The organism is Mycobacterium sp. JS623 (assembly GCF_000328565.1).
Classification (GTDB): domain Bacteria; phylum Actinomycetota; class Actinomycetes; order Mycobacteriales; family Mycobacteriaceae; genus Mycobacterium.
Window position 1 is genome coordinate 1,845,169 of record NC_019966.1, and the last position, 25,705, is coordinate 1,870,873.

Annotated in this window: 21 protein-coding genes and 1 pseudogene; 13 read left to right on the plus strand and 9 right to left on the minus strand. The window is 62.9% G+C overall.

Features of this window, described 5'->3' with window-relative positions; translation table 11 throughout:
- Nucleotides 1-93 precede the first annotated feature (93 nt).
- The gene (locus MYCSM_RS08955) at nt 94-1,521 is read left to right on the plus strand and encodes a lipase family protein (protein ID WP_015305828.1); all 1,428 of its coding nucleotides are present in this window, start codon (nt 94-96) and stop codon (nt 1,519-1,521) included.
- Between the two features lie 716 nt (nt 1,522-2,237).
- Here the strand turns inward: MYCSM_RS08955 and MYCSM_RS08965 are convergent.
- From MYCSM_RS08965 to MYCSM_RS09005, 9 genes and pseudogenes are all read right to left on the minus strand, one after another.
- Nucleotides 2,238-3,195, minus strand: a pseudogene (locus MYCSM_RS08965) (isopenicillin N synthase family dioxygenase); the annotation flags it as partial.
- A gap of 202 nt (nt 3,196-3,397) precedes the next feature.
- Nucleotides 3,398-4,552: a fatty acid desaturase family protein gene (locus tag MYCSM_RS08970; protein WP_041313607.1), complete on the minus strand. Its 1,155-nt coding sequence runs from the start codon at nt 4,550-4,552 to the stop codon at nt 3,398-3,400.
- 5 nt (nt 4,553-4,557) lie between these two features.
- The gene (locus MYCSM_RS08975; RefSeq protein WP_015305830.1) at nt 4,558-5,079 is read right to left on the minus strand and encodes a hypothetical protein; all 522 of its coding nucleotides are present in this window, start codon (nt 5,077-5,079) and stop codon (nt 4,558-4,560) included.
- On the minus strand, nt 5,080-5,352 hold the full coding sequence (locus tag MYCSM_RS08980) for a hypothetical protein (RefSeq protein ID WP_232425748.1): 273 nt from the start codon (nt 5,350-5,352) through the stop codon (nt 5,080-5,082).
- Nucleotides 5,353-5,685: 333 nt separating this feature from the next.
- The gene (locus MYCSM_RS08985; RefSeq protein WP_015305832.1) at nt 5,686-7,194 is read right to left on the minus strand and encodes a lyase family protein; all 1,509 of its coding nucleotides are present in this window, start codon (nt 7,192-7,194) and stop codon (nt 5,686-5,688) included.
- Nucleotides 7,191-8,159 (minus strand): pyridoxal-phosphate dependent enzyme, encoded by a 969-nt coding sequence (locus MYCSM_RS08990; protein ID WP_041313613.1) that lies wholly within the window; start codon nt 8,157-8,159, stop codon nt 7,191-7,193. Before MYCSM_RS08990 ends, MYCSM_RS08985 begins: the two co-directional genes overlap by 4 nt.
- Before the next feature lie 16 nt (nt 8,160-8,175).
- On the minus strand, nt 8,176-9,552 hold the full coding sequence (locus tag MYCSM_RS08995; protein ID WP_015305834.1) for a class-II fumarase/aspartase family protein: 1,377 nt from the start codon (nt 9,550-9,552) through the stop codon (nt 8,176-8,178).
- Nucleotides 9,533-10,459, minus strand: coding sequence for a DUF7714 family protein (locus MYCSM_RS09000; protein WP_015305835.1), 927 nt, complete (start codon nt 10,457-10,459; stop codon nt 9,533-9,535). The genes MYCSM_RS08995 and MYCSM_RS09000 overlap by 20 nt, the downstream gene beginning before the upstream one ends.
- On the minus strand, nt 10,456-11,229 hold the full coding sequence (locus tag MYCSM_RS09005; protein ID WP_015305836.1) for a phosphosulfolactate synthase: 774 nt from the start codon (nt 11,227-11,229) through the stop codon (nt 10,456-10,458). The genes MYCSM_RS09000 and MYCSM_RS09005 overlap by 4 nt, the downstream gene beginning before the upstream one ends.
- A gap of 175 nt (nt 11,230-11,404) precedes the next feature.
- Here MYCSM_RS09005 and MYCSM_RS09010 point away from each other — a divergent pair, with 175 nt between their 5' ends.
- From MYCSM_RS09010 to MYCSM_RS09070, 12 genes are all read left to right on the plus strand, one after another.
- Nucleotides 11,405-12,754 carry an FAD-dependent oxidoreductase gene (locus MYCSM_RS09010; RefSeq protein WP_015305837.1) on the plus strand — a complete coding sequence of 450 codons (1,350 nt, stop codon included), beginning with the start codon at nt 11,405-11,407 and terminating at the stop codon, nt 12,752-12,754.
- A 68-nt stretch (nt 12,755-12,822) separates the two neighbouring features.
- Complete coding sequence (locus MYCSM_RS09015; RefSeq protein WP_015305838.1) at nt 12,823-13,596, plus strand: SDR family NAD(P)-dependent oxidoreductase; 774 nt, start codon at nt 12,823-12,825, stop codon at nt 13,594-13,596.
- A 365-nt stretch (nt 13,597-13,961) separates the two neighbouring features.
- A complete protein-coding gene (locus MYCSM_RS09025; RefSeq protein ID WP_015305840.1) occupies nt 13,962-14,789 on the plus strand; it encodes an ABC transporter permease in 828 nt (275 codons plus the stop codon).
- Complete coding sequence (locus tag MYCSM_RS09030; protein WP_015305841.1) at nt 14,786-15,508, plus strand: ABC transporter ATP-binding protein; 723 nt, start codon at nt 14,786-14,788, stop codon at nt 15,506-15,508. The genes MYCSM_RS09025 and MYCSM_RS09030 overlap by 4 nt, the downstream gene beginning before the upstream one ends.
- A gap of 18 nt (nt 15,509-15,526) precedes the next feature.
- Nucleotides 15,527-16,501 (plus strand): ABC transporter substrate-binding protein, encoded by a 975-nt coding sequence (locus MYCSM_RS09035; protein WP_015305842.1) that lies wholly within the window; start codon nt 15,527-15,529, stop codon nt 16,499-16,501.
- A gap of 245 nt (nt 16,502-16,746) precedes the next feature.
- Nucleotides 16,747-17,346: an MEDS domain-containing protein gene (locus MYCSM_RS09040; protein WP_015305843.1), complete on the plus strand. Its 600-nt coding sequence runs from the start codon at nt 16,747-16,749 to the stop codon at nt 17,344-17,346.
- A 10-nt stretch (nt 17,347-17,356) separates the two neighbouring features.
- Nucleotides 17,357-19,099, plus strand: coding sequence for a PucR family transcriptional regulator (locus MYCSM_RS09045; protein WP_015305844.1), 1,743 nt, complete (start codon nt 17,357-17,359; stop codon nt 19,097-19,099).
- Between the two features lie 133 nt (nt 19,100-19,232).
- Nucleotides 19,233-20,141, plus strand: coding sequence for a CoA transferase subunit A (locus tag MYCSM_RS09050; RefSeq protein ID WP_232425750.1), 909 nt, complete (start codon nt 19,233-19,235; stop codon nt 20,139-20,141).
- Nucleotides 20,138-20,980, plus strand: a complete 843-nt coding sequence (locus MYCSM_RS09055) for an acyl CoA--acetate/3-ketoacid CoA transferase subunit beta (RefSeq protein ID WP_015305846.1) — start codon at nt 20,138-20,140, stop codon at nt 20,978-20,980. Before MYCSM_RS09050 ends, MYCSM_RS09055 begins: the two co-directional genes overlap by 4 nt.
- Complete coding sequence (locus MYCSM_RS09060; RefSeq protein WP_015305847.1) at nt 20,968-22,962, plus strand: acetate--CoA ligase family protein; 1,995 nt, start codon at nt 20,968-20,970, stop codon at nt 22,960-22,962. Before MYCSM_RS09055 ends, MYCSM_RS09060 begins: the two co-directional genes overlap by 13 nt.
- 27 nt (nt 22,963-22,989) lie before the next feature.
- Nucleotides 22,990-24,177, plus strand: coding sequence for a cobalamin-independent methionine synthase II family protein (locus MYCSM_RS09065; protein WP_232425751.1), 1,188 nt, complete (start codon nt 22,990-22,992; stop codon nt 24,175-24,177).
- Nucleotides 24,178-24,641: 464 nt separating this feature from the next.
- Complete coding sequence (locus tag MYCSM_RS09070; RefSeq protein WP_015305850.1) at nt 24,642-25,694, plus strand: aromatic/alkene monooxygenase hydroxylase subunit beta; 1,053 nt, start codon at nt 24,642-24,644, stop codon at nt 25,692-25,694.
- Nucleotides 25,695-25,705: the final 11 nt, after the last annotated feature.

Consider the following 25,705-nt stretch of genomic DNA (forward strand, 5'->3'; position numbering starts at 1 on the left):
CACTTTGCGCCGCCCACCATTCAGCTGGCGCAATGAGACGGCTTGCAGTGCAACCAATTTCCCCACCACGTTTCGAAGCGAAAAGGACGATTCATGAGCAAAGCTGCCCATACAAAGCGGTGTCGCCCGCAGACCCTCGGATCTACACCATGGCGAAATCGGTCCCGATCGCAAACCGGCACAACGGCATACACACGAGTATTCACCGGACTGCTAACGGTGGTATGCGCCATCGCGGCAACTTCATTCACCGTTGACGTGGCACCGCCTGCGCGGGCCGATGAGACCAAGTACCTCGCGTTCTACACACCCCCGGATCCACTGCCCCCCGGCAAGCCTGGCGACCTGATCCGTTCTGAGCCGGCGCGGTTGGTGTATGAGCCCTCGGGCCAGCTTGGCAGCTGGGCCGCCACGGGAACGCGGATCATGTACCACAGCACCGACGCGAAGGGAAACCCGGTGGCTGCCACCGGCATGTACCTCGAACCGAACAACCCGTGGCCGGGCAAAGGACCGCGCCCCATGATCGCCTACGCGCCGGGTCCCTATGGCATTGGCGAGCAGTGTGCCCCTTCGCGGCTGATGGATCAGGGCATCCACTTCTCCCAAGGCTTTGACCTCACGTTCAACTACGAGGAAACCTTCCTCGCCACGATGGTCGCCCGCGGATTCGGCATCGTCGTAGCCGACGGCATCGGTATGGGTACACACATACCGGGCGGCCCCCAATTCATGAACCGCATCGCCGCGGGAACAGGGCTTCTCGACGCCGCGCGTGCCGCCATGCAGCTACCGGGCACATCGCTGGATCCCCACGGCCCCGTCGCGTTTTGGGGCTGGTTATCGGGCGGGCAGGCGGCGGGGTCGGCCCTTGAACTGGCGTCGACCTATGCGCCGGAACTGAACATCGTCGGCGCCGCATTGAACACACCTATGGCTAATCTGTCCTTGATGCCGCCGTTCCTCGACGGCAACCTACTCGTTGGAGCCCTCGGCTATGTCCTCAACGGCATCGTGAACTCCTACCCGGAAACACAGGACCTGCTTATGGGCACGCTGACCCCTCGGGGTACGCACTTCGTGCAGTGGTCAAGTGAGATCTGCCTGGTGCAGTCGGTGGCGGATTTCGGCTTCCGGCATCTCTACTTTCCCGACAACACCGGGTATTTCAACGTCGACCCGGCGACACTGTTCGGCACTGACCCGGTCAAGGGTCTGCTGGCCGCGCAGAACCTAGGGACGCTCAAGCCCGTTGCACCGGCGTATATTTCGGCGAACCGCTATGACACATTCAACCCTTACCAAGCGTCACAGAATCTGGCAAGCGACTGGTGCGCCAAAGGTGGCGACGCCCAGTTGTGGACCAACGAGGAACCTCCCTTCTTGAACAAAGCGTCCATCAACACCCTGCTGCCCTACTTCGTCGACGGAGAACGCTCCATGCAGTGGGTCGCCGACAGATTCAATGGGCTACCCACGACGCCGAACTGCGGTGAGGTCTTGGCGCCACAGCCGTCATAGTCGACTGGGTGTCGGTCTGTGTGAAGGCGACAGTCGGTGGAACTGGATCCGGCCCGCTCCGGTCTCGGGGGGAGCGCGATCTGATCGCGCTGCGTCCCTTAGCCCTTTCGAAGCCGCGCTGTTAAGGCATCCAATATTTGCTCGACACTTGGCGATCCGGATATCGCAGCGCCGTGGCGGTAAAGTCGACAGGACAAGCCAACAGTCGCGTCTGTCCTCGCGAAAAGATCAGTACCGTCGACCAGTACGGTCGGCGATCCGAGGAAACCGAGTTCCTGAGCCTCCTCCGCCGTTCGGACCAGCCGCAGCCGTACATCCGTGTCGGAATGACCGACCGCGTCGAGGGCCACAGCCAGGCGCTCCCGTGTGACGGTCACGTTCGGGCAACTCCGCACGTATCGCACCTCGACGTCCACACGTCAATCATGCGGCGGTGATTGCGGTGAAGACAACCAACATCGGCCGGTCATCACGAAGTGCCGCAACGCATACGAGGTGAGCGACAGTTGCCGGCCAGCGGCTGGCCCTTCAGGAATCGGACACCGGAGCCGGGCAGGTAGCCGCCTCGGGGTGTCGTCGCGTGGGAATAAACTCGGGGTGTCCTGGTCTTCTGCGTGCTGCGAGCGCCGTTGCGAGCATATGCAACGCGGTGAACGTATGCGTCTCGCAGCAGGACGCTCCCAGCCCATCAAGTAGAGGCTCGCCGTAGCCGTGGGTGCGATGCCATGGGGCCGCTCGGCCACGTCGGGGTGTGCGCGGATGCGCGACTTCCACGCGTTCTTCCCGTATGTGTTGTAAATCGGGGTGTTCGGATCGGCCTCGATGCCGCACGACTGCGCTGACAAGTCGGGCGGTAGCGTGATTATGGGCACCGTGACGTCCAGGGCGGGGTTGAGGAAGAGCGGGATCGACAGGCGGTCGGCGCCAGGTGAGGGCGCCAGCACGCGATGCCGGGTGGCCCGTAGGTATCCGTTCGTCGCGACCTCCAGCAACTCCCGGATGTTGACGATGAACGTACCGTCGACCGGAGGCACGTCGATGCAGTACTCAGGCGATACCTGGACCTGCAGCCCCGCCGATCCCGGTTCCGCCAGCTGTAACGTGAGCACACCCGAATCCTTGTGCGCGCCAATACCTTGCACGGTGTCAGTGGTACCTGGGTAGCGGATGACCTTAATCAGCGTAGCCGGCGACTCGACCTCCGCGGCGCCCAGCGAGGCCGCCGAGTGACGCAGCAGCCGCAACCCGACGTGCAACAGCGCGGCGCGGCGCTGCACTGCCCGAAGGCTTTCCGCAGTGCTGGCAGGGCCGACGGCCACAGATTGGGGCCCTGCAGCCGCCAATAGCCCTGTGCACCGAAGATCACGTCGCGCTCGGGTTCGTTGTCGATCTGCTCTCTCCGGCCGACCTTGCCATTGGTCAGCTCACCGCCGAGCCTCGAATAGCCCCGGAACTGCGGGCTGTTCAGTTGGTTGATCTCTTTCTTGGTCGCTGCGGGCAGCGCGAAGAACTGCGGGGCCAGTCGCAGCACGTCGACAGCCTGGCCCTCGGGCACACCGTGACTGGTCAGATAGAAAAGCCGTCGCGGGGCGCGGCTTCGCGCAGTGCTGTCCTAAACGATGCCGGATCGGTGTCCGCATCGCCCAGATCGAGAATGGGAAGCGTGGTCACGATGATCGTGGATTGCGTCCGATGACGGCGATTCGGCTCACTGAGCTTATCGTCGCGTGAAGTGATTGTTGAGTCGGTTCATGCGTGCATGTGCGCGGCTTTACCGGCGCGCCCGGGGTATTCGTAAAGTGCGCAAGGACGCGAGGTTAGGACGAAATGCGTGTAGAACGGCGGCCCGTAGCCGTTGTTGGTTCCGTCTGACCACTCATGCGCGCTGCCGCACGAGCGGTCTCCTTCGGGGACCGCCGGGTCTGCTCGCTTTTCGATCTGCTGAATAAGACGTGGCGGTGGGCGCCCGGTCCGGAAGGGCCAGTTTGCAGATTGTGCGCACCGTGCGCAGGTGCTGGCGCAGCAGCGGACCGGTGGTGTAGGGCAAGTCATAGGTTGAGCAGAGTGCTTGGACGCGTTGGGAGATCTCCGCGTAGCGATTACTTGGCAGATCGGGATAGAGGTGATGTTCGATTTGGTAGCAGAGGTTTCCGGTCATGAACGCCAGTAGTGGCCCGGCGTCAAAGTTCGCGGTTCCCAACATTTGCCGCAGATACCATTCTGGCTTGGTTTCGCCCACTAAAGCTTGGGGAGCGAATTTCTGTGCACCGTCCGGGAAGTGCCCGCAGACTATTACCGCATACGCCCACACATTCCGTATCACGTTGGCGGCCATGTTCGCCGTAAGCGTGCGGAGCCGTCGTTGCGGGCTGAGCATCGGAAAGAGGGCATAGTCCTTAACCGTCTGGCGTAGCATCTTGCGGACCATCGCCCGGGTGTGAGTCGATCGCTTTTCGGGGCTCGCCGTGCGGTTCTGCTGTGCATAGAGACCGTGCAGCGCGATACCCCATTCGAAGACGGCTGCCAATAGCACCGCGGCGAACGGCTGAAGCAACGAGGTTGGCTTCCACGGTTGATCCGTGGTCACCCGCAGAACGCCGTACCCGAGGTCGTCGTCCATCCCAACGACATTGGTAAACATGTGGTGGCGGTAATTGTGGGAGTACCGCCAGTGCGACGAGGGACCCACCAGGTCCCATTCCCAAGTGGTGGAGTGGATCTCCGGGTCGTTCATCCAATCCCATTGACCGTGGGAAATGTTGTGTCCGATTTCCATGTTCTCGATGCACTTGGCCATCGCTAATGCTGTCGTGCCGATGACCCATCCGGCGTTGCTCTTGCTCCTGCAGATGGTGAGCCGTGCTGCCACCTCGAGGCATCGCTGAAGAGCGATCGTTCGTGTGATATAGGTCCTGTCCCGCGAGCCGCGTGAATCCTCGATGTCTCGGCGTATCGCGTCTAATTCAACCGCGAGTGCCTCGACGTCCGCGCGGCTCATGTGGGCGTACTCGGCTACTTGGGCGATTGTCACGGCCCTCACGTCTGAGCTGGACGGCGGCACTGTTGCGGGGGAGCGAGACGCTCGTCGGCAGGGCGTCGATTGTCGGTCTTGGCCGACGTCGAACGGTTCGTGGACGGGGCGAGGATGTGCAGGCGCCACCGGCAGACTTTGCGAATGTCGTTGTGCGCCATCGCGGGTAAACCTAGCGCCTCTGCTGGTGCGACAGCCTGGACGAGATCGAGCACTCTGGTGAAGAACTCCTGCTCGCCCAGCCCGAATTGTTCAAAGATGTCGCGGGCTGATCCGCCGCCGAAGCGGTACCAGCGTCGGATGAACTCCACCATGGCCCACTCGTACCGGCCCAGGGATGTCGGCGGGTCGGCCTTCAGCGCCACGTCGCCTTTGACGCAAAGCGGCCGCCCGCGTCCGGGAGTCCCGTCGCGTTGGGGCAACGTTAGCCGGGTGTGTTTGGCTGCTGGGGCACCGCGGCGGCCCGCAGGGCCTGCGGGCGGGGGTGCCTCGCCGGCCCCGCCGGTGGCACGTTGGCCGGTCTCCATCTAGATCGGCCCGGAGTTGAGGGTGGTGGCACGGTACACAGCGGCCAAACTCCGGAGCGCATTCATGCTGTCATTGGCCATTTTGTCAATGAGAACCCACTGTTGTCCCGCCGCCAGCGGCCAGCCATGTTCTGCAGTGTCGCCGCCGTCGACAGGCGGATTCGCAGCCTCAATTCCCTTGTGTGTCAAGTCAGATCCGTTGTTCGGATCTCTGGCGTCCATATATTCAGGCTCCTCATGTGATTGTGTGAAAGGCAGCAGGTCCGGGCGCAACGGCGCATTCCTTTCAACTGGCGAGCCCCGTCGACGCCGGGGGCAGGCTCAGCGACAAAGTGGCCTACACCAACACCTTCCACGGATGGGGCAACCGTGCTGCGGTGAAGCGTTTAGAAGAGGAACCGGTGCTGGCCATCCGATCAATGTGTTTTCGTCTAGGATGTTCACCAACCTAGAACCCATTGAGCTGCATGGCATTGTCTCGGTAGGACCAAGAAGAAGAATCGGTTTGTCCTGTTTCGCCCTGGCCTGGTCTTCACTCTCTTGCTGCGAAGCGTTCACGGGCGCACCTGCGCGAGATCAATCCTCGCTGTGCGCGGCGAGGTTGCTTTAGTGTCCGTAGACGAGCGATTCGGCCTCCTCGATGAGGCGTCGTTCTGCGTCGCGAGCCAATCGACGTTGTTCTTCACGCCAGCGTGCCGCGACCGCAAGGCGGCGTTCTAAGCCTTCAATGTGCTCCAGTACCAGCGCGGGTGAGCTTCCACCCTGCACGACCCGGCGCAAGACAGCGTGTGTGGGGTCGCATACGAGTTTCTCTAGTTCGGCACTGGGGGTCACGGGAAAGCCGAAGACCTCGGATGCTGCGGCTGCCACATCAGAGACGCTGACCGAGTCGTCGCCGCGTTGCGCGGCGGCCGTGATCGCGCGGCCGACGGCGCGGTAGGCCCGGCGGTAGTCAACCTGGTGTGCGAGGACAAGTGCTTCGGCCAGATCGGTTGCGCCGGTGAAATTCTTGTTCGCTTCGGCGGCCAGTCGCTCGACGTTGACTTCGAGGGTGGCCACCACCTCGGCGCCGAGCGCGACGACCTGAGTGGCCAGCCCCATGGCGGAGGTCACTTCACCGTATGCGTGTAACCAGTTGTCCGTGCGGGCCGAGGGCGTGCGTTGTGAGATTAGGAGTCCGGTGGCCCGTCCGATCAGTGTCCCGGCTCCCGATCGAATGACGGCAAGCGCGTACGGGTTTCGCTTCTGGGGCAGCAGAACTGAGGCGCGGCACAGGGAAGCATGAAGTGTGATGTAGTCGAAGTTCGGGCTGGCAAAGATCTCGAAGTCCTCAGCCAGCCGATCGGCGGTAGTCGCACATTGAACCGCCGTCACTGCGACATCAGCGAGCCCGTCAGTGGCCCACATGATGTCGCGGGTGTGCGCACCCACGGTGCTGAAGCCGAGCCTGCGGGCGAGAACCGCGCGGTCCAGCGGTATCCAGCCGCCTCCGACGCCGCCCACACCCGCGGGGGATCGGTCGGCCCATTCGAAGTCGTACTGGAGTTTGTCGAGTTGGCGCGCGGCCTGCTCACCGAAGCTTGCGAGGTAGTGCCCGAATGTTGATGGTTGCGCGGGCTGTAGATATGTGCTGTCGGCCCATAGCGTGGCGCAATTGCGGCGGGCTTGTTCGATGACGGCTGTGATGAACCGGCCCATCGCATCGTGCAGGTCCACGATCATGTCGCGCAGGGCAAGGCGGAACGCGATCCGTCCGGCTTCGCGCCGGGTCCTGCCGGTGTGAAGCCAGCCCGCGACGTGGCCCAGGCGGCGCTCGAACTCGCGTTCACGGCTGTTGTAGGCATCGCCGTAGACGGGATCGTAGGGGAAATCGTCGGGTTTCATGGTCAGTACGTCGAGTACTTCACGGATAAGCGGCAGCGCATGGTTGGTGGGTAGCACCCCCTGTGCGTGCAGAGTCAGAAGATGGGCCAGGTCGGCGAGGCCGAGCCCGCGATGCAGGATCGGCGCGTCGCATATCTCGAGTTGATAGCCAGCCTCCACCAGCTCGCTTGCCGGACCGCTGTTGATCGCACCGTCGGCGCCGAGGTACCCGACTGGCGCGGGCGTCGTCATACAGTGACCGCCGTTGTCGAGGCGAATAGCGTTGGCGCTCCGCCGGTGACGAGGAATATCACCGGCCCTGTGACGCGGCCGCCGCGTGCGGCTTCGATCAGTGCCGCCATCGCCTTGGCGCCGAAAATCGGGTCCAGGAATATCCCCTCGGTTCGCGCGACCAGGGACATGGCCGCTTGCCCAGCCGGAGATGCGATTCCGTAGCCGGGCCCGATGTAGCCGTCCACCACCCACACTCGGGGAACACTGTTCACCGGGATGCGCAGGAGATCGGCGGCCGCCGCGGACATCTCCTCAATGCGTGCGGTGCACTCCTCGCGCGGTCGGCTGACAGTGACACCGATGATCTGGGTCCTCCAGCCCAGCCAACACGCTGCGGTCAGAAGACCTGCGTGCGTTGCGCACGAGCCGGTGGCAAGCCACAGCTGTGTCGGAGCGATGCCGACCGCCTGGCACTGTCGATCCAACTCCAGGCCGGCGCGCACGTATCCGGCCGCTCCGTGGCTAGTGGCGCCCCCGCGGGGAATCGCGTAGGGGCGTCTTCCCGCAGCGGTGAGTTGACTGCAGATTCGTTCGATCTCGTGATCGACAGAAGTCCGGTCGGGACAACCCGTGAAGTAACGGTGCGCGTCGACCAGATCGCAGAGCAGCAGATTGCCGGTGGCAGATGTCGCTGCGCCGTAGTACACCAGGTAGGGTTCGATCCCCATTTGCCGTGCGGTCAACGCGGCGAGCATCGCCCAGTTGGATTGGGGCCCGGCCCCGGTCACCAATGAGTCGCATCCCTGTGCGAGCGCATCGGCGAGCAGATACTCCAGGCCTCGAATTTTATTGCCGCCCAGACCAATACCGGTCATGTCGTCGCGTTTGAACCACACCTCAACGCCGAGTTCTTCGGACAGTCGCGGTGCTGAATGCAGCGGAGTGGGCCCGCGCATTAGGCAAACTCGTGCCAGCGGTGGCATGGTAGTGGTGCTCAGATCAGTTGTCATCGGCCTTCTTCCGCTGGTCTAATGCCGCGGCACCGACAACCCGGTCAACAAAATTTGGCGCCAGTCCAAGGGCACTGTGGGCTTCGGTGACCGTCGCCAGATCCTCTGCGCTGAGGTGTCTGCTCACCCGGTCATCGGACAGGAGCGCATCGATCAGCGTGCACTGGTCGCGCTGCCCCTTCATTGTCGCGTCGTAGATCATTTGCTGGGCGGTGTGCTTGCCCACCATGTCCGCCAGCAACCGCAGAGCGGGCGCCGACAAGACGTATCCGCCCCTGGCGATCACATTGTGCTTCATGCGCTCGGCATTGACGTGGAGCCCCCGCAGCAGGTCGATTCCCAATTTCAGTGCAACACAGGTGAGTTGGCATGCCTCCGGTAGCACTACCCACTCGGATTTCCATGACCTGCCGTCACGCTCGTGTTCGCTGAGGATGCATTCCAGCGCGGTGGAGGCATTCGCCCTGACCAGCCGTGAGAGCGTCACAAGGTGCTCGGAGATCTCCGGGTTCATCTTATGCGGCATCGTGATGCTGCCCACGACGCCGGGGGTTCGCGGTTCGTGCACCTCACCGATTTCGGGCCGCTGAAGCTGATAGATCTCTTGCCCGATCTTGCCGATGGTGGCCGACACCATCGCCAGGACGGTGACGAACTCGGCGATGCTGTCCCGCGCAGTAAGCCACGGAATGTCGGGCACCGACAACCTCATACGTTGTGCAAACGCCTGCAGAAGCGGCAGTGCGGAGTCGCCCCAGAACTCCATAGTGCCCAGGGCCCCGCCGAGTTGGACGACCTCCCAGCGGATACGCCCCTCGCGCAGACGGTCTCGGTGCCGACCGAGCTCAGACGCCCACACTGCGGCCTTGAATCCGAACGTGATGGGCAGGCCCGGCTGTCCATGAGTGCGACCGCACATGATCGTGTCACGGTGCTGTTCGGCCAGTCGCAACGCCTCTGCCTCGAGGCTGCTCAAATCGCGCTCCACGACGTCACTGATACTGCGCATGACCGTCGCGAACCAGGTGTCGGTGATGTCCTGAACGGTCGCGCCGAAGTACACCCACTCGCGGGCGCGCTCAGGAAGAACCTGCTGCAGACAGCGGATGAGGCCCAGCGTCGAGTGCCCCGTGGCACGGGTCTGGTGTGCCACTTCGTCGATATCGAGCAACGATACGTCGGCGTGTTCGCGGATCAGCTGCGCGCAGTCTTGAGGAACAATTCCCACCTCGGCCTGTGCTTCGGCCAAGGTTGCGATGATGTCCAGCCATGCCTGAAGCTTGAGGGTTTCGTTGAGCAGCGCACGAACCTCGTCGGTGCCCCACAGGTGCCGATAGAGGACCGAATCAAACAGGCTGGTGCTCATCCCGCCTCCCGAGCTGAGGGGCACGCACGTCGGTGACAGCAGTCAGATACCGCAGCGCACTGCGGACTTCGTCTAGATTCGACCCCCAGGGCACCACGGCCACCTTTGGTTCTAACTCCAGCCCTCGTTCGATCAGGCAGCATTTCGCGAGTGTCAGCTCGGCCGGTCCACGTGCCCGGCGGCGGGGACAGATGTCAATGCGGCGCGGTTCATTGCCATAGAAGTGGCGGTGGAATTCCAGCGATCGTTCGCATCCGATCATCAACCAGTCCAACCGGTCTGCTGGTCTGGTATCGAGGTAGGAGACGCCCCCGTCGACCTCGGTGCCGGCTCCTCGACATGGCAGCAGGTAGTTCGGTGCGGGGTTCTGTTGTGCAATGTCGGAGATGTCGACGACATCGAGCACCAATTCGATGGGCGGGAGATCCTCATCGAAGGCGATCGCCTGCTGAGCCATCGCGAAGAGCTTCGGCGGCCATGGTGGCACCACTTCGATAACGTGGACTGGTATCGGGTGGGGATCCCAAATGAAGTTGATGTGTTCGTAGCACCCGCGCACAACGTAGGCGAGAATGCCCGCACGGCGGTGCGCGGCGGCCGCCTGGGCCAGCGCCGTGGCGTTGCCGACATCGGTGCCGGGCGAGTCGACGAACGCGACGCGCTCAGGCAGTGCCAACACGCGAAGTTCAATCACCGGTGAGAACAACGGCACCGTCGATTCCTGCCGCACAGCGACGAGCGCCGCCAGGCCATTGTTTTGAAGCACCAGATACGACGTCCGCCGGTAGACCTCTCGCCCCATCAGGTAGCGGGATATGCCTGATTCCGTCAGTTCGATGTCGACTTCTTGCACCGACAACCCCCGGTAGGGGCGCGTGGTGTCGTTGGAGACGGGCGGATCGATCATCGGTGGCGCAATATGTCGAATTGTGGCGCGGTATCCGCGCGTAAACCCAGGCGCAGCGTCTCCAACGCCAGGATGTCGCTGATGGCGACGTTGCCGATGTTCACATCGGCGCCGAATCGCCGCACCAGCTGGCTCTGTTGCGCCTTGCGTGGGGATTCGAATATCACCCGGCCGGTGTTTAGCTCCGCGATTGAATCGAGGAGGTCTGTTCTGACTGAGCCGTCGGTGTGGTAGAGCCCGACCGTTCCCGACTCCCTTCCCTCGGCGATGACGTATGCGGCACCAGCGTCCAGGTCGGCGAGCATCTCTGAGATCCACTGGTCTGGGATCACCGGTACCCGGCTGTCCTTAGCTCCGGTCTCTGCGAGCACGGTGAACTCTTCGGCGAACTGCGCCACCAGAGAGGCCTTTCGGTCGGGACTGATCCTCTGCATGCCGTTGGAGATCTCGACCGCGTCGATGCCAATATCGTTGGCCCACAAGCGAAGCTCTTCAATTCTGCCCTGCGCTTCGCAGAGCTCGAGCAAGGTTCCTCCAAGGCAACTGATGACCCCATGGGTATGACACAGCGCGACGCGGGATTTGATTCCTGGGTCGATGTAGGCGGTGCCCCAGCCGATCTTCAGGATGTCGATGAGGTGGCCGGTTTCGGCCAACACGGCTTCTAACGTTGCGGTCGGCACACCGGTGTCCAGGACATGCGTGATGCCCGTCTTGCGCGGTTTGCTCTGCCGCGCAGGCAAATCGAGAAAGCAGGGGCTGTCCCACACAGCTGTGTCCTTCCGCAGGGAGTGTCGATGGGGCGCTCAACACTCAGGCTAGATTCACTGGCACACCGCGTCTTTGTCCCCGATGTACCAACAATCAGGCCGAGTTGAGCCCGCACGGACATGGAGAGACAGTGCTGCGGGCGCCTACGGTCTGTGGTGTCAGGGAGGACACCAGGTGAATAAACGACTCATCGTGATCGGCGGTGGAGCTGCCGGAATGTCGGCAGCCTCCGCGGCCCGCCGCGTGAACGCGCAGCTCGACATCGTGGTCGTGGAGGCAGGTGCTCACGCCGCCTACGGCCTGTGTGGATTGCCCTACTACCTGGCCGACGTCATCACCGACTCTGACGACTTGTTTGCCTACAGTCCCGAGTTCTTTCGAGACAAGCGTCGCATCCACGTGAAGTTCAACACCGAGGCAACGCGGCTGGATGCCGAACGCAAAGTGTTGGACGTGCGGCAGGACGGCCGCACCTACCAGCTGACCTACGACAGTCTTGTAGTCGCCACCGGCGGAACTCCGATCATCCCGCCGCCGCTTGCGGTGGACAGCGACCGCATTTTCACCGTACGTCGACTCGATGACGCGACGCGCCTTCACCGACTTCTCGATGACCGCCGGGTGAAGCGTGCACTCATCGTCGGAGGTGGCTACATCGGGTTGGAGACGGCCGAGGCGCTCGCGGCGCGCGGAGTCGAAGTCATTGTCGCCGAAGCTTTGCCGATGGTCCTACCCAACTTCGATGCACCTGTTGGCGAGCTGGTCCATGCCGAACTCGTGCGGCATGGAGTGGAAGTCCGATTGGGCTGTCGGGTCGAGTCGGCGCATGACAACGGCTCACACCTGCACATCACCACCAACGGTGGCGCTATCGAGGTGGACCTCATGGTCGCCGCAGTCGGAGTCCGCGCCGGCTCATCGGTGGCCTCGCAGGCAGGCGCAGCCTGTGGGCCCGCCCAGGCACTGGTGGTCGACGAACACATGCGGACCTCGCTGCCCTCGGTATACGCGGCGGGCGATTGCATTGCGCCCCATCACCTCATCCTCAACCGCCCCGCTTTCGTCCCGTTGGGCCCTGCCGCCAACAAGACCGGACGGGTGGCCGGCACCAACGCAGCCGGGGGCGACGCAGCCTTCCCCGGCATCGTCGGTACGGCCGTGGTCAAGGTCTTCGACCTCGCCGTGGCACGCACCGGGCTGACCCTCGCCGAAGCCGAAGCAGAAGGCATCCCAGCGATAGCGACGCAAGCAGTCGGAAAAACGCGGGCGAAGTACTACCCGGGGACCGACCCGGTCACCGTTCGGCTGATTCATCGACCCGACGGCCGGCTGCTCGGTGCACAAATGATCGGTGCCGGAGACGGCGTAGCGAAACGGATTGACGTCGCAGCGATCGCCCTGCAAGCAGGGTTTGATATCGACGCGTTGCTGGGCGCCGACTTGTCGTACGCGCCGCCGTACGCGCCGGTGTACGAGCCAATTCTGCTGGCCGCCCAGGCGGCCAGTGTGAGGCGCCCCGCATGACCGCGCGACATCGGAGAAAGCCGGACGCGCAGTTAGCAACTCAGGTTCACAATTTAAGGAGTCAGGACATGACAGGTCGTTTGCAGGGAAAGGTTGCCCTGATATCGGGAGCCGGTTCGGGGATCGGACGTGCCGCCGCCCAACAGTTCGCTGCCGAGGGCGCAAAAGTCGCGGTTCTGGATTTGAATGCGGACGCGGCGAAGGAGACCGCAGACATCGTCGCCTCGACAGGCGGAACCGCCATCGCGGTAGTCGCCAACGTGTCCGTCGCCGCAGACGTCGCCGCTGCGGTCGAGGAGGCCGTAGCACAACTGGGTGCCATCAACGTGCTGTACAACAATGCCGGCGTCGACAGCACCGGCAGTATCGACGTCGCGGAGGAGGGCGATTGGGACCGCTGCTTCAACGTCAACGCTAAGGGCACCTACCTATTGTCGCGCGCCGTCATTCCACATATGGAAGCCACCGGCGGGGGCTCGATCGTCAACCAGGGCTCGGTTGCGGCGCTAGTCGCAGTGCCCAACTTCGCCGCCTATTGCGCGGCCAAGGGTGCCGTCGTCTCGCTGACCCGGTCGATGGCCATCGACTGCGCCCCCAAGGGCATCCGTGTCAACGCAATCTGCCCAGGCACCGTGTTCACCCCGCTGATGGAACCGATGCTTCGCGCCCGCGGCGGCGGAGACCTTGACGCCGGTCTGGCCAAGACCGTCGCCAAGTACCCAATCGGGCGCCTCGGCACCCCCGAGGATATCGCCGCCGTCGCACTATTCCTGTCTAGCGACGACTCGGGGTTTATGACAGGTTCCATTGTCACAGCGGACGGGGGTATGACCGCACAGTGATGGCAACGAGTCGAGCACGGCGAGGACCGCGGGACGGTCCAAGTAGTTCACAGTAGGGCGTCGTGTGAATCCGGTCGGGGGTCTGCAGCCGGCGCGCTTGTCGTCGAGCAGGATTGGCCGCTGCGACGTGCTTGCGATCGGTTCGAGGTGCTCGTCCGCCATGGCCAAAAAAATGGCCGACCGCAAGCGGGTGCGCGCGATCGGACTCGAACGTTTCGGCACAGAAGGCATCACCCCACGCCGTCGAAGGGACGGCCGCCTTAAGGACACGTGATTATGCGTACAACCGCATCCTCGGCACGCCGACGATTTCAGCGCCGCGGCGCGGATACCGCGGTGGCTATCGCTGGACCGACAGGAGAGACGTGACAGTCGCCATCGGACGAAAGGCGAGCGCTCGACCCTTGGCGGGCGTCTGGTCGCTGGATCCGTCCGTCCGGTTCTACCGCCGGCCGGGATTCCTGCGTGCGCTCGCCCCGCTCGCCCTGCTGATCGCCTGGCTGGTCACGAGTTCCACCGGACTGCTGTCCGTGCGGGTGTTGCCCGCGCCGCCGGTGATCTACCGGGCAGGGCTTGAGGTGTACCGCAGCGGGGATCTCATCGGCGCGCTGCTGGTGTCCGGGCAGCGCGTCCTGATCGGGTTCACGCTCGGCGCGACGGTCGCGGTCGTGCTCGGCGTTCTCGCCGCGACCAGCATGCTCGGCGAGTACATCGTCGACCCGCCGATGCAGATGCTGCGGACACTGCCGCTGTTCGGCCTGATCCCGGTCTTCATCATCTGGTTCGGCGTCGACGAGCAGCCGAAAGTGTTCCTCATCGCGCTGGGCGTCGCCTTCCCTTTGTACCTGAACACCTACGCCGGCATCAGGCAACTTGACGGCAAGCTGCTCGAGCTGTCCGAGGTCCTGCAGCTGACGCGGTGGGAACGGCTGCGCGACATCGTGATTCCCGGCGCGCTACCGCAGATCCTGGTCGGCCTGCGCCAAAGCCTCGGCATCGCATGGCTGTCGCTGATCGTGGCCGAGCAGGTCAACGCCAGTGCCGGGCTGGGGTTCATCGTGAACAACGCGCGCGAGTTTCTCCGTACCGACATCGTGATTTTCGGCCTGTTCGTCTACGGCGCGTTCGGCCTGCTCACCGACTCGATCGTGCGCGCGGTCGAACGCCGCGCGCTGCGCTGGAACCGGTCGTGACCGCGGCGGTGACGCGGACAGTCGCGCGAATCTCGGGACTGGGCAAGCAGTTTGGTGACCGGATCGTCCTCAAGGGCGTCGACCTCGACATCCGCCACGGCGAGATCGTGGCGCTCGTCGGGCGCAGCGGCTCGGGCAAGTCGACGCTGCTGCGGGTGCTGGCCGGGCTGTCCGACGCGCACTGCGGCACCGTTGAGGTCGACGACCGGTTCGCCGTCGCGTTCCAGGAGTCCCGGCTCGTCCCTTGGCTTTCCGTCGTACGCAACGTCGCCCTTGGTCTGCCCGATCCACGTCAGCGCCGCGACGGTAGTCACCGGGCGCGGGCGGTGCTCGACGAGGTCGGCCTCGGTGGTCGCGCCGACGTCTGGCCGCTCACGCTCTCCGGCGGAGAAGCGCAGCGCGCCGCACTCGCGCGCGCACTCATCGCCGAGCCCGTCCTGCTCTTGCTCGACGAGCCGTTCGCCGCGCTCGACGCGGTGACCCGGATCGCCATGCAGGATTTGTTGCTTCGGCTGTTCGACGAGCACGGCTTCGGCGTGCTGCTCGTGACCCACGATGTCGCCGAAGCAGTGACGCTCGCTGACCGCGTCCTTGTCCTCGACAAGGGCCTCATCGCACACGAAGTCAAGGTCCGGCTCGACCGTCCGCGACGGCACGCCGCACCCCAAAGCGCCCCGTACGCGGCGCATCTGCTTGAACTCCTTGGTGTCGAGCAATAGCACCACAGGAGGGGAACCGTGAAACGTACTCGCACCGCCGTGATCGCACTAGTCGCTGCTGCCTCACTCGCGCTCGCTGCGTGCGGCAGCGCCGACTCGCCGAAGCCCGATACGCCGGTCGATCTCGGGTCGGTGACGTTGAAGATCGGCGATCAGAAAGGGGTCGCTCTCGAGCCGTTGATGCGCGCCGCCGGCGAGCTGGACAACCTGCCCTACAAGATCGACTTCTCCAATTTCACGTCGGGACCTACGGTCGTCGAGGCCGCTAGTGCCGGCGGGATTGACCTCGGCCAGGTCGGCAATACGCCGCCCATCTTCGGTCTGGCCGCGAAGGCGAACATCAAGATCGTCGGCGCGCTGTCGGCGACGGCGAAGGGCGACGCGATCCTTGTGGGCAAGGATTCCACCCTCACCTCCGTTGCGGACCTGAAGGGCAAGCGGGTTGCGGTGGCCAAGGGCACTTCGGCCAACGCGAACCTTTTGCTGAACCTGAAGCGGGCCGGCCTGACGATGAGCGACATCGCACCGGTCTACCTGCAACCCGGCGACGGCTACTCTGCGCTCACTCGCGGCGACGTGCAGGCGTGGGCGACGTGGGACCCTTACACGGCGATCGCCGAGCAGGAGGTCGGCGCCAAAGTGATCGCCACCGCTGAGCAGGCGTCCAACGGGTTCAACTTCTGGGTCGCCTCGGCCGATATGCTCGACGACCGCGGCAGGGTCGCCGCGATCAAGGACTTCCTGCGGCGCTTCGCCGACGCCACGGCCTGGTCCGAGCAGAACACCGACGCGTGGTCGGCGAACTACGCCGAGCTCACCCAGATCAGTGCTGACGCGTCGAAGCTGATGTTGACCCGCTCGATCAAAAGGCCGATCCCGATCACCGAGGCGGTGATCGCCTCGGAGCAGCAACTCGCGGACGCGTTCACCGACGCGAAGGCGATCCCAGGCAAGGTCGAATTCGCCGACGCCGTCGATGAACGGTTCCAGTGACACACCCGATGGGCTGGTCCGTTTCCATCTCGGCGGGGCCTCCGACGGATCAGCACGTCAGCGCGGAGCCCCTTCAGCGACAGCCAGAAGTACCGACAACCATCATCGGAGGCCTGTTAGTCCCGGGTGGACATGTATCGGCCGCGAATTTGGTCCTGGACGGACTATCGCGGGCGCCGGTTTGTGACTAGCGTCTCATTCGTATACGTCGTGTGACGTAGGGAGGGCACAGGAGGTGCGACATCATGCTGACCACCGATACGGCGACTGTTGGCGTCATGGGGGTTTCCCTGGCGCCCGGGGATCACGTGTGCGCTTTCTACCCGGGCGCCGCGGAGCGCAATGAAATCTTGATTCCCTACCTGCGGGAGGGCTTGGATGCCGGCGACAAGTGCATTTGCATCGTCTCGGACGCCACAGCGCCCGACGGCGAGCTGGACTCGGTTCGATGTCACTCACACAACAGTGATCAACTGGCCGTCGACCGTAGTGGCGACACGTACCTCAAAGGTGGCGGTTTCTCCGCGGATCGGATGTTGGAGTACTGGGACTCGGCGATAAGTCAGGCGATGGAGGACGGATACACCTTCGCCCGGGGTGCTGGCGAGATGACATGGGCCCTGGAGACGATGCCTGGTGTGGAGAATCTGGTGACCTACGAGTTCGAGCTCAACGACTTCCTCAAGAAGTATCCAGCCGTTATTGTCTGCCTCTATGAGCTCGGCCGATTCAGCGGTGAAATGTTGGTCGAAGTTCTCAAGACACACCCAAAGGTGATCTTGGGCGGGATTGTGCTGGAGAATCCGTACTATCTCGACCACGCCGAATATCTTGCTTCTCGCTAGGTCGTGGCGCGTGGCCGTAGCGCAAGAGGATGTCTCAACGGAGAGCTATATCGAGCTGCGCGAGCAGATCTCGAATCTCCAGGGATTGCTGATGCTTTCGTTGTTGATGACCCAGAGTGGCGACGAAAACAAGATCATCCAACTCAGCATCACATCTGTTCCCTCGTTCTACCGATGTCCATTTGTCGGAATTCATCTAAACGACCGTGGCTGGCAGAATCCTCTTGACCCCCACGATGTCTCGTTGGAGCGCATCGAGCTCGAGCCTCAGCTCAAGGCCCTTGGCCCATCCGGTGGCGTGCTCAACTTCACGAGATACTCATGGTGTGTGGCATTGCCGCTTCGCGGCCTAGAGGCGCACATTGGATACTTCGTTGTCGCTGCGGAGGCGGAGCCGTCCACCGGCGAACAGTTCCTTATCCGTGTTCTGGCGCAGCAGACCGGCGTTGCGCTAGCCAACGCCCGCCTTCATCGCAAAGAACAGGCCAGTACTGAGGCCCTACGGCGCAGCAATGTGGCTCTGGCCGAAAGTGTGACGGCCCTGGAATACGCCGCCAACATCCACGCCCGCTTCACCGAGATCGCAACGAAGGGCCAAGGCGAAGAAGGCATTGCCACCGCGCTGCACGAGCTGACCGGGCTTCCCGTGGCCATCGAGGACCGCTTCGGGAACTTGCGAGCGTGGGCTGGCCCCGACTGCCCGGACCCCTATCCAAAAGACGACCCTGCGACGCGAGAGGCCATGCTGCAACGCTGCGTGCAGGCCGGAGAACCGATTCGTCAGGGCGGTCGGCTGTCCGCGGTGGCCAACCCGCGCGTGGACATCATGGGTGTCCTGTCCCTGATTGACCCACAAGCTGTTGCCGGAGATCAGGCCCAGGTTGCTCTCGAGCACGGAACCACAGTGCTGGCAATGGAGTTGGCACGCCTACGTAGCCTCGCGGAGGCCGAGCTGCGTCTACGTCGCGACCTGGTCGAAGAGCTGCTCCTCGGCACCGGAGACGAGAGCGCGCTGGCACGCGCCGAAGCGCTAGGTCACGATCTTGGCCGATGCCACCGTGTACTGATCGTTGAGCCACAGGGCCGCACTGCTGACATGGACAAGTTCTTCCATGCTGTCCGCCGCGCAGCGCGCAATGCTCAACTGGGTTCACTGATTGTCGCCCGCGCCAGCACGGTGGTCATTCTCTCCGACGCCGAAGTGGATCGAGAGAAGTTCCTGTCAGCAATCAGCACCTCCGTCGGCGACGACAATTTTCGCGTCGGCGTCGGAGGGTGGTGCGACCGTCCGGAGGACTTTCCCCGGTCCTACCACGAGGCTCAACTCGCACTGAAGATGCAAAGGAGAAGCGGCACAGCCACCGCCGCCGGCGTCATTTTCTACGACGAACTCGGCGTCTACCGCATCCTTGCCGAAGTTGAGAATCAGCAATCCATTGAAAGCTTCGTACGCCAATGGCTGGGCCCCCTACTCGATTACGACGCAGCGAAGGGGTCGCAAATGGTAGCCACGCTGGCAGGCTATTTGCAGTGCGGTGGCCACTACGACACGACCACGGCGGCACTGTACATCCACCGCAGCACACTGAAGTACCGGCTGTCCCGTATCCGGGATTTGCTCGGGATCGACATCAACGACCCCGAGGCCCGATTCAATCTCGAACTGGCAGCCCGGGCGTGGGGAACGCTGGAGGAACTGGCAGCAGGACAGGGTCATATGTCCCCGCCGGCCGAGGTTGACCCGTCCGTCTAGCCCCGCAGGCTATATCCCGCCGACTGGCAGGCCATTACCTTTGGGACGTTGTGATTCCCGACGTGCTCAGCGGATTAGCTTTCCACGATGTCCCACGTCGGTTCAGTGGACTGACAGGATGCGCGGGTATTCGATGAGCAGGTTCTCCCCGTACGTGGACAAGCGCAGATCATTGTCCGAGGCGGCGCAGCTGATCCAGAGTGGCAACATCGTTGCCCTGGGCGGTGGTCTGTGCGGCCGACTTCCAATGGCATTGGTGCGCGAGATGATTCGGCTCGACCGCCACGATCTGCATCTGGTCGGATCCGCGCACAGCATTGACGTCGACATGCTGGTGGCAGCGGGAAGTGTTGCGATCTGCGAAGAAAGCTACGTCGGCTTTGAACAGGACCTGGGTTTGGCTCCGGCTTTTCGCCTCGCTGCCACCTCGGGCACGATCGAGGTACGGGAGAGTTGCTGCGCGACGATCCTCACGCAGCTGCGCGCGGCCGAAATGGGGGTACCCTTCCTGCCCGTTCGTGGCGTGAAAGGAACCGGGATCGCCAGCCTGCACCGGGAGTACGGCCAAATCGAATGCCCCTTCACCGGTGAGAAGCTCACGGCGGTACCGCCCCTGGTTCCCGACGTGGCGTGCATCCACGCACCGCTCGGCGACAGATACGGCAACTTGCACATCGACCAACCGTTTGTTCTGGATGAGCGGTTTGCCTCCGCGTCGACTCGAGTGGTGGCAACAGTCGAGAGCGTCAAGAGCCCCGAAGCCGTGGCCGCGGCGGGCATTGTCATTCCCGGTCACCTGGTGACCGCGGTGGCCGAGGTGCCTTTCGGAGCCCATCCATCGTCGTGCTATCCCCAATACGCCTACGACCGAACGCATTTGAGGACGTATCTCGACGCGGCCAAACAAGGACCCGAAGCCGTCTCAGCCTATCTGGAGCGTTACGTCTACCGCGGGGAGGAATCCTACCGCCAGGAAATCGATGCACAACGTCTGACGGGGTGGACGGGCTCGACACAGCAATGGCAGGAGTTGTTTCAATGAGCGGTGACGAATGGAGCTTCGACGAGTGGTTCGTGGTGGCACTGGCGCGGACCATTCGCGACAGGGAAGCCGTCTTTCACGGTTTCGCCAGCCCCTGCGCGCAGGTCGCAATGCATGTTGCGCGTCGCACCCATGCGCGCGACATGATCCTGATCGAGGGCGCCACATATGCGGTCAATCCCGACCCCGTGTTTATCCCACCAACGGGCAACGACCTAGCCCTGCATCGCGACGCGGCGTACAGAATGCGATTCGAAGAATTCTTCGACGCTGCGCTGCGCGGCGACATCGACCGCATGTTCGTCTCCGGCGGGCAGATCGACGGATACGGCAACACCAACGTGACCGCCATCGGCCCAGATCCGCTGCGGCCCAAAGTCAAACTGGGTGGAGGCGGCGGCGGATGTAACATATCGGCCACCATCGGGGAACTCACGCTGTGGACAACACGGCACCGAAGCGGTCGCACGTTGGTCGACAAGGTGGACTTCATCACCGATATCGGCCACAAGACCCCGCAGGGGTCGCGCACAGAGCTCGGCTACACCGGGCGCGGTCCAAAGTGGCTCATCACGGAACTCGGGGTGTTCGACTTCTCGGCCGACAACCACGCGCGCCTCCGTGCGGTGTGGCCCGACGTCACCATCGACGAGGTTCGTGCCGCAACGAAGTTCGACCTCATCGTCGACCTCTCGCCCGGACTGTTGCACCCACCGAGCGTCGCCGAGCTCGCGGAGGTGCGCGCCATCGACCCGCTGGCATGTCGGCGCCTGGAATTCGACCAGCGTGAACTCGGCCGGCGCTTCCGCCGGACAGATCACGCGCCATGCTGCTGCTGACCGCACTGTTCACGCCGCGGCGTGTGCTGTTAGTCGGCGCCTCACAGCGGCCGGGCACACTCGGCCGGCTACTCACGGAGAACCTTGGAGCATTCCCCGGCGAACTCATCTGCAAGGGCAGCGGTGACGTGCTCGGCGAGGACTGTCACGACATCGATTTAGCGGTCGTCGCGACACCAGGCCCAATCGTTGCCTCGATAGTCGATCAGCTGGCGCGCAAAGCGACGGTGATCGTGGTGCTGTCCGCGGGCTTCGCCGAGACTGGCACCGCGGGCAGGGATCGGCAGGCGGAGGTCATTGCTGCGGCGCGCCCCGCGCGGGTGATCGGCCCGAACTGCTTTGGCGTGCAGGACTGTAACGCTCTTTTGAACGCGTCGATCGCGGGCGGCCTACCGCTGGCCGGTGGCGGGATTGCCTTGGTGAGTCAGGCAGGAACCTACGCCATGGCAGCGCGGGCGTACTCCCATGACGACCGGGTTCGGTTCAGCAAGGTCATCGCGCTCGGCAATGCCGCCGATGTGTCCGCCGCCGAACTCCTGGCCGAGTTTCGGAGCGACCCCACGAGCACGACGTTGTGTTTTGCCGTGGAGAGCCTGCCCGACGCGCGAGCGTTCATCGAACAAGTTCGGTTGACCACACCTTGTAAACCTGTGGTGGTGTACAAGGCCGGCCAGACGGATGCCGGTGCACGCTCAGCGGCAAGCCATACCGGCGCCGTGGCGGCGCCGAGCTCGATGCTGCGCGACGCGTTGGCGCAGGCGGGCGCCGCCCAGGTGAGTTCAGGCGAGGAACTCTTTGACACCGCACAGGCATTCGACATGCAGCCGCTACTCGCGGGGCCACGTATCGGCGTGGTGTCCAATTCAGGAGGTGCCGCCGTCGAGATGGTCGACGCACTTGCCCAACAGGGATTGTCGGTTCCTGTCTTATCGGATGCGTTGCGTGACCGCATTGCCGCTCTGCTCCCCGGATTTGCCAGCGCGCGCAATCCGGTAGACATCACGCCGGTATGGTCACGATATTCTCAGCTCTATCCGGGGATCGCCGAAATCCTTGCTGAGTCAGGAGAACTCGATGCCGTGGTGGTTCTGCTCACGCATCGAGCCGCTGAGGACGAGGAGACCGTTCAGGCCATCGCTACCCGTTGTGGTGGGTCGAGACCACCGACTGCCGCGGTCCCGATCTATGTGTGCACGATCGTCGGCCGCGCGGTTCGCGCTACGCTACAACCACTGCAGGATGCCGGCATTCCGTGTTTTGACGGACCCACTCGCAGCGCGCGAGCCGTCGGGCATGTCTACCGCTACAGCCAAGCGCGCGCGCGCGGAGTAACGCCCCTGCAGCCGCTTCCCGATCCGTCACGTCCACAACTTTCGAAGGATCAGACCGAGTTGGCAGAATTGCTGACTCGTTTCGGGATACCCACCGCCCCGAGCAGGCTGTGCCGCTCCCTCGACGAAGTCGAGCACACCGATGTCCAGTTCCCTGCGGTGATTAAGATCGCCGCTGCCGAACACCGCACGGAGCGCGACGGCGTACGCCTGAACATCAAGTCCCGGCACGAGCTGACAGCAGCCGCCGCAGATCTGATCACCCGCGCTGGCGGCGGCGGACTCCTCGTGCAGCCCCAGCTCGCCGGTGTCGAAATCATGGTGGGTGCGGTAAACGATTCCTCGTTGGGGCCCGTGGTGATGGTGGGCCTTGGCGGGATATGGGTAGAAATCCTCAACGACATAGCCTTCGCGCTGGCACCAATTCGACACCGCGAGGCGGTCGCTCTCATCTCCGGATTGGCTGGCTACCCGATCCTGTCCGGCGCCCGGGGAACATCCCCGATCAACCTGGACCGCTTGGCGGATGTTGTCGTGCAGGTGGGGCAGCTGTGCGCTGAGTACCCCGATATCTCGACGCTGACGTTGAATCCGGTCATCGTGACCGACACGGACGCTGTCGCGGTCGACTGGAAATCGACGTCCCTGTAGGACACGTCTGGCCCGTCACTTGGGCTCGTGGGGACGACGCGGTGGGAGCGGTGTCGTTTTAGCCTGGCAGCTGGACTATTTGCCCGTTATGAAGGAGCGAACACAATGAAAGTTGGGTCGACAGACGTCCTGCTGCCCACGACTATGGTTGGCAACTATCCGAACCCGCGGTGGTACGACGGACACGGATTCGCTCAATTCCCCAAGGGGGAATTTGTCTACGACGCGATCAGCAGAGAAGCGTTTGAAGATGCGGTTCTGGCTATCGTCCACGACCAAGAAGCAGCTGGACTCGACATCATTTCCGACGGGAAGGTCTATGGCGGGGACTCACCGTACGCATCGATCATCTATCACTACTACGAGCGTATGAGCGGATTCAGACCGTCGGGAACAAACATCGGACTGCCGATCTACTCCACCCTGTACTCGCCGATCGTGGAATCCGAAGTACAACGCGAGCATCCCTTCCATCTAGCGACGCTTCGAGCCACCCGAAAGGCAACGAAGAAGCCAGTCAAGGTGTCCTACGTTGGTATTCAGGTACTGGCCGCTGCGGCGACGAACAATTTTTACTCCGAAGAACGCGAACTGGGCATCGCAATCGCGAAGGCGTTCAAAGAGGACTTCAAAGAGATCGAGCAGAACGGCTGCGACATCATCCAACTCGACGAGTTCGTGTGGCCCTATGGCATCGGGGACTGGGAGGTCGATGCGATCAACTACGCGATGGAGGGCATCAGCTGCGACTTCTGGGTTCATACCTGCTGGGGAAACTACTCGGGTACACCAGGGTATTTGCCGGAGGAGAATGAAAAGGAATTCGGCGCCTGGGTCCTCGACAAGAGGACCAGCCACTCGGCCGGAACTGAGCGTGCGGCAGCAATCTTCCCGAAGGTGCTGCAAACCAATATCACCGCATTGAACTACGAGGTGGGTCGGACCGGGCCTGATGATCTCAAACCACTTCTCGACAACAACTGGGACCGCCCGTTTGTCGCTGGTGTCATCGACGTCAAATCAACGATCACCGAAACAGCCGACGAGGTAGCCGACCGGATCAGGTCGGTGCTGGAATTTGTCCCGGCTGAGCAGCTTGCGCTGTCCACAGACTGCGGATTGATCAACCTCAACCGGATGATCTCGGCGAGCAAACTGCACGCACTGGCCGATGGCGCGGCGATCGTTCGTGCCGAACTAACCAGACGTAACTAGTTGCGGCACTGGTACATCGCGAAAGGCGGATCAAATCATGACATGGGCAATAGGCATCTCCGCGGCCGTCCTCGCCGGCTTTGCGGTGGACTGGGGTCAGCGCTGGTGCGAGCGTTGGGCTCAAACCCGCGACAAAAATCTGTGATGTCGCGACTGACGGTCGACGCTGCGTCAAACACGGCGGCCGGAATCGAGTCCAGGTGTTCGAACACAGTTAGGACCGGCCGGCTCAAGTGGATCGTCCGGCACGGCCGGGTGCGACCTGACCTGACAAGACATGTGGCTGAACGGAAAACGTCATCGCAGGACGATGTGAACCAGGCGGTCACCCGCGAATATCAAGTCCAGACCTTCAACGTTGGTTCTCCCGCGCCCCCAACAGGTTTGGGAACCAATCGAAGATCTACAGCGAAGTCAACGACGGAGCTAGTGCCCGCGCTATGAAACAAGAAGGAGTCGTCTAGATGACTGTCAACCACGCGGTACCACAGCGTGAGGTCCTTTCCGGAAACCGGACCTTTACGTGGGTGACGCCAAAGGGGAAACGCCCCACCGAGTATGAGGATCTCACCGTCGGCCAGCAGTCCACCCCCGCTCAATTCGCATTCCAGGGTTGGCCAGTCCGTTTTGACGACGGTCGCGATCCTTATACCGCAGGTTCGACCGCCCTGCGGTCATCCGACTGGTATACATATCGCGATCCGAATCAGACGATGAACCGTTCCTACATCGCCGGCGTGCACGAGGCCGAAAAGGCTTTGCAGAACACGTTTATCGGCGCTGACGCGGCGGGACTGTTCGACTTCGCCAAGCCGGAGTGGGTGAGGGAAGGCCTCGCCAAGCACTACATGACCTACCCGTTCGTCGAGTACGGCATGTTCCTCGCGTTGTGCTATGCCGAGCGAGAGGCGCTGTCTGACACCGTTACCTTCTCGATGGTTTTCGAGGCTGCCGACAAACTGCGCCACCTGCAGGACGTTGTCTACTACTCGTTCGAACTGGCCGAGGCGCATCCTGACTTCGACGATTCCGACTCCCTTCAGGTCTGGAAGGAAGATCCGGTATGGCAGGGAGCCCGCGAAGCCATCGAGAATGTCATCGCTCTCGACGACTGGATGGAAGTCGTCGTCGCGTTAAATCTCTGCTTCGATCAGCTGTTCGGCGAACTGGCAAAGATTGAGTACTTCTCCCGATTCGCCGGCGCCAACGGCGATTTGGTGACGCCTTCGGTCATCGCCTCTTCCGAGGCGGACACCGTGAGAACGCGTGCGTGGACGAAGGAACTGATACGTCATCTCGTCGAGGATCCCGAGCACGGCGCCCACAACCGATCCATCATCAGCTCGTGGATTGCGAAGTGGAACACCTACTCCGTGAAGGCCTGCGATGCGTTTGCCCCGGTTTTCACGCGGGCCCCGGTGCAGCCAACCACCTACGAGGATGCGATGGCCGAGATTCGCGCCAAACAGACTCGATACCTCGCCGAAATCAACCTCGAATCCCAACTCGTCAACTAGCCCGAAAGTCA

What these genes read in the sequence shown, in the direction of transcription:
- MYCSM_RS09050 (WP_232425750.1), top strand. Translation starts at nt 19,233, where the DNA reads ATGAGCAGGTTCTCCCCGTACGTGGACAAGCGCAGATCATTGTCCGAG.
- MYCSM_RS08955 (WP_015305828.1), top strand. Translation starts at nt 94, where the DNA reads ATGAGCAAAGCTGCCCATACAAAGCGGTGTCGCCCGCAGACCCTCGGA.
- MYCSM_RS09000 (WP_015305835.1), bottom strand. Translation starts at nt 10,459, where the DNA reads ATGATCGATCCGCCCGTCTCCAACGACACCACGCGCCCCTACCGGGGG.
- MYCSM_RS09060 (WP_015305847.1), top strand. Translation starts at nt 20,968, where the DNA reads ATGCTGCTGCTGACCGCACTGTTCACGCCGCGGCGTGTGCTGTTAGTC.
- MYCSM_RS08990 (WP_041313613.1), bottom strand. Translation starts at nt 8,159, where the DNA reads ATGCCACCGCTGGCACGAGTTTGCCTAATGCGCGGGCCCACTCCGCTG.
- MYCSM_RS09015 (WP_015305838.1), top strand. Translation starts at nt 12,823, where the DNA reads ATGACAGGTCGTTTGCAGGGAAAGGTTGCCCTGATATCGGGAGCCGGT.
- MYCSM_RS09040 (WP_015305843.1), top strand. Translation starts at nt 16,747, where the DNA reads ATGCTGACCACCGATACGGCGACTGTTGGCGTCATGGGGGTTTCCCTG.
- MYCSM_RS09070 (WP_015305850.1), top strand. Translation starts at nt 24,642, where the DNA reads ATGACTGTCAACCACGCGGTACCACAGCGTGAGGTCCTTTCCGGAAAC.
- MYCSM_RS08995 (WP_015305834.1), bottom strand. Translation starts at nt 9,552, where the DNA reads ATGAGCACCAGCCTGTTTGATTCGGTCCTCTATCGGCACCTGTGGGGC.
- MYCSM_RS08985 (WP_015305832.1), bottom strand. Translation starts at nt 7,194, where the DNA reads ATGACGACGCCCGCGCCAGTCGGGTACCTCGGCGCCGACGGTGCGATC.
- MYCSM_RS09055 (WP_015305846.1), top strand. Translation starts at nt 20,138, where the DNA reads ATGAGCGGTGACGAATGGAGCTTCGACGAGTGGTTCGTGGTGGCACTG.
- MYCSM_RS08975 (WP_015305830.1), bottom strand. Translation starts at nt 5,079, where the DNA reads ATGGAGACCGGCCAACGTGCCACCGGCGGGGCCGGCGAGGCACCCCCG.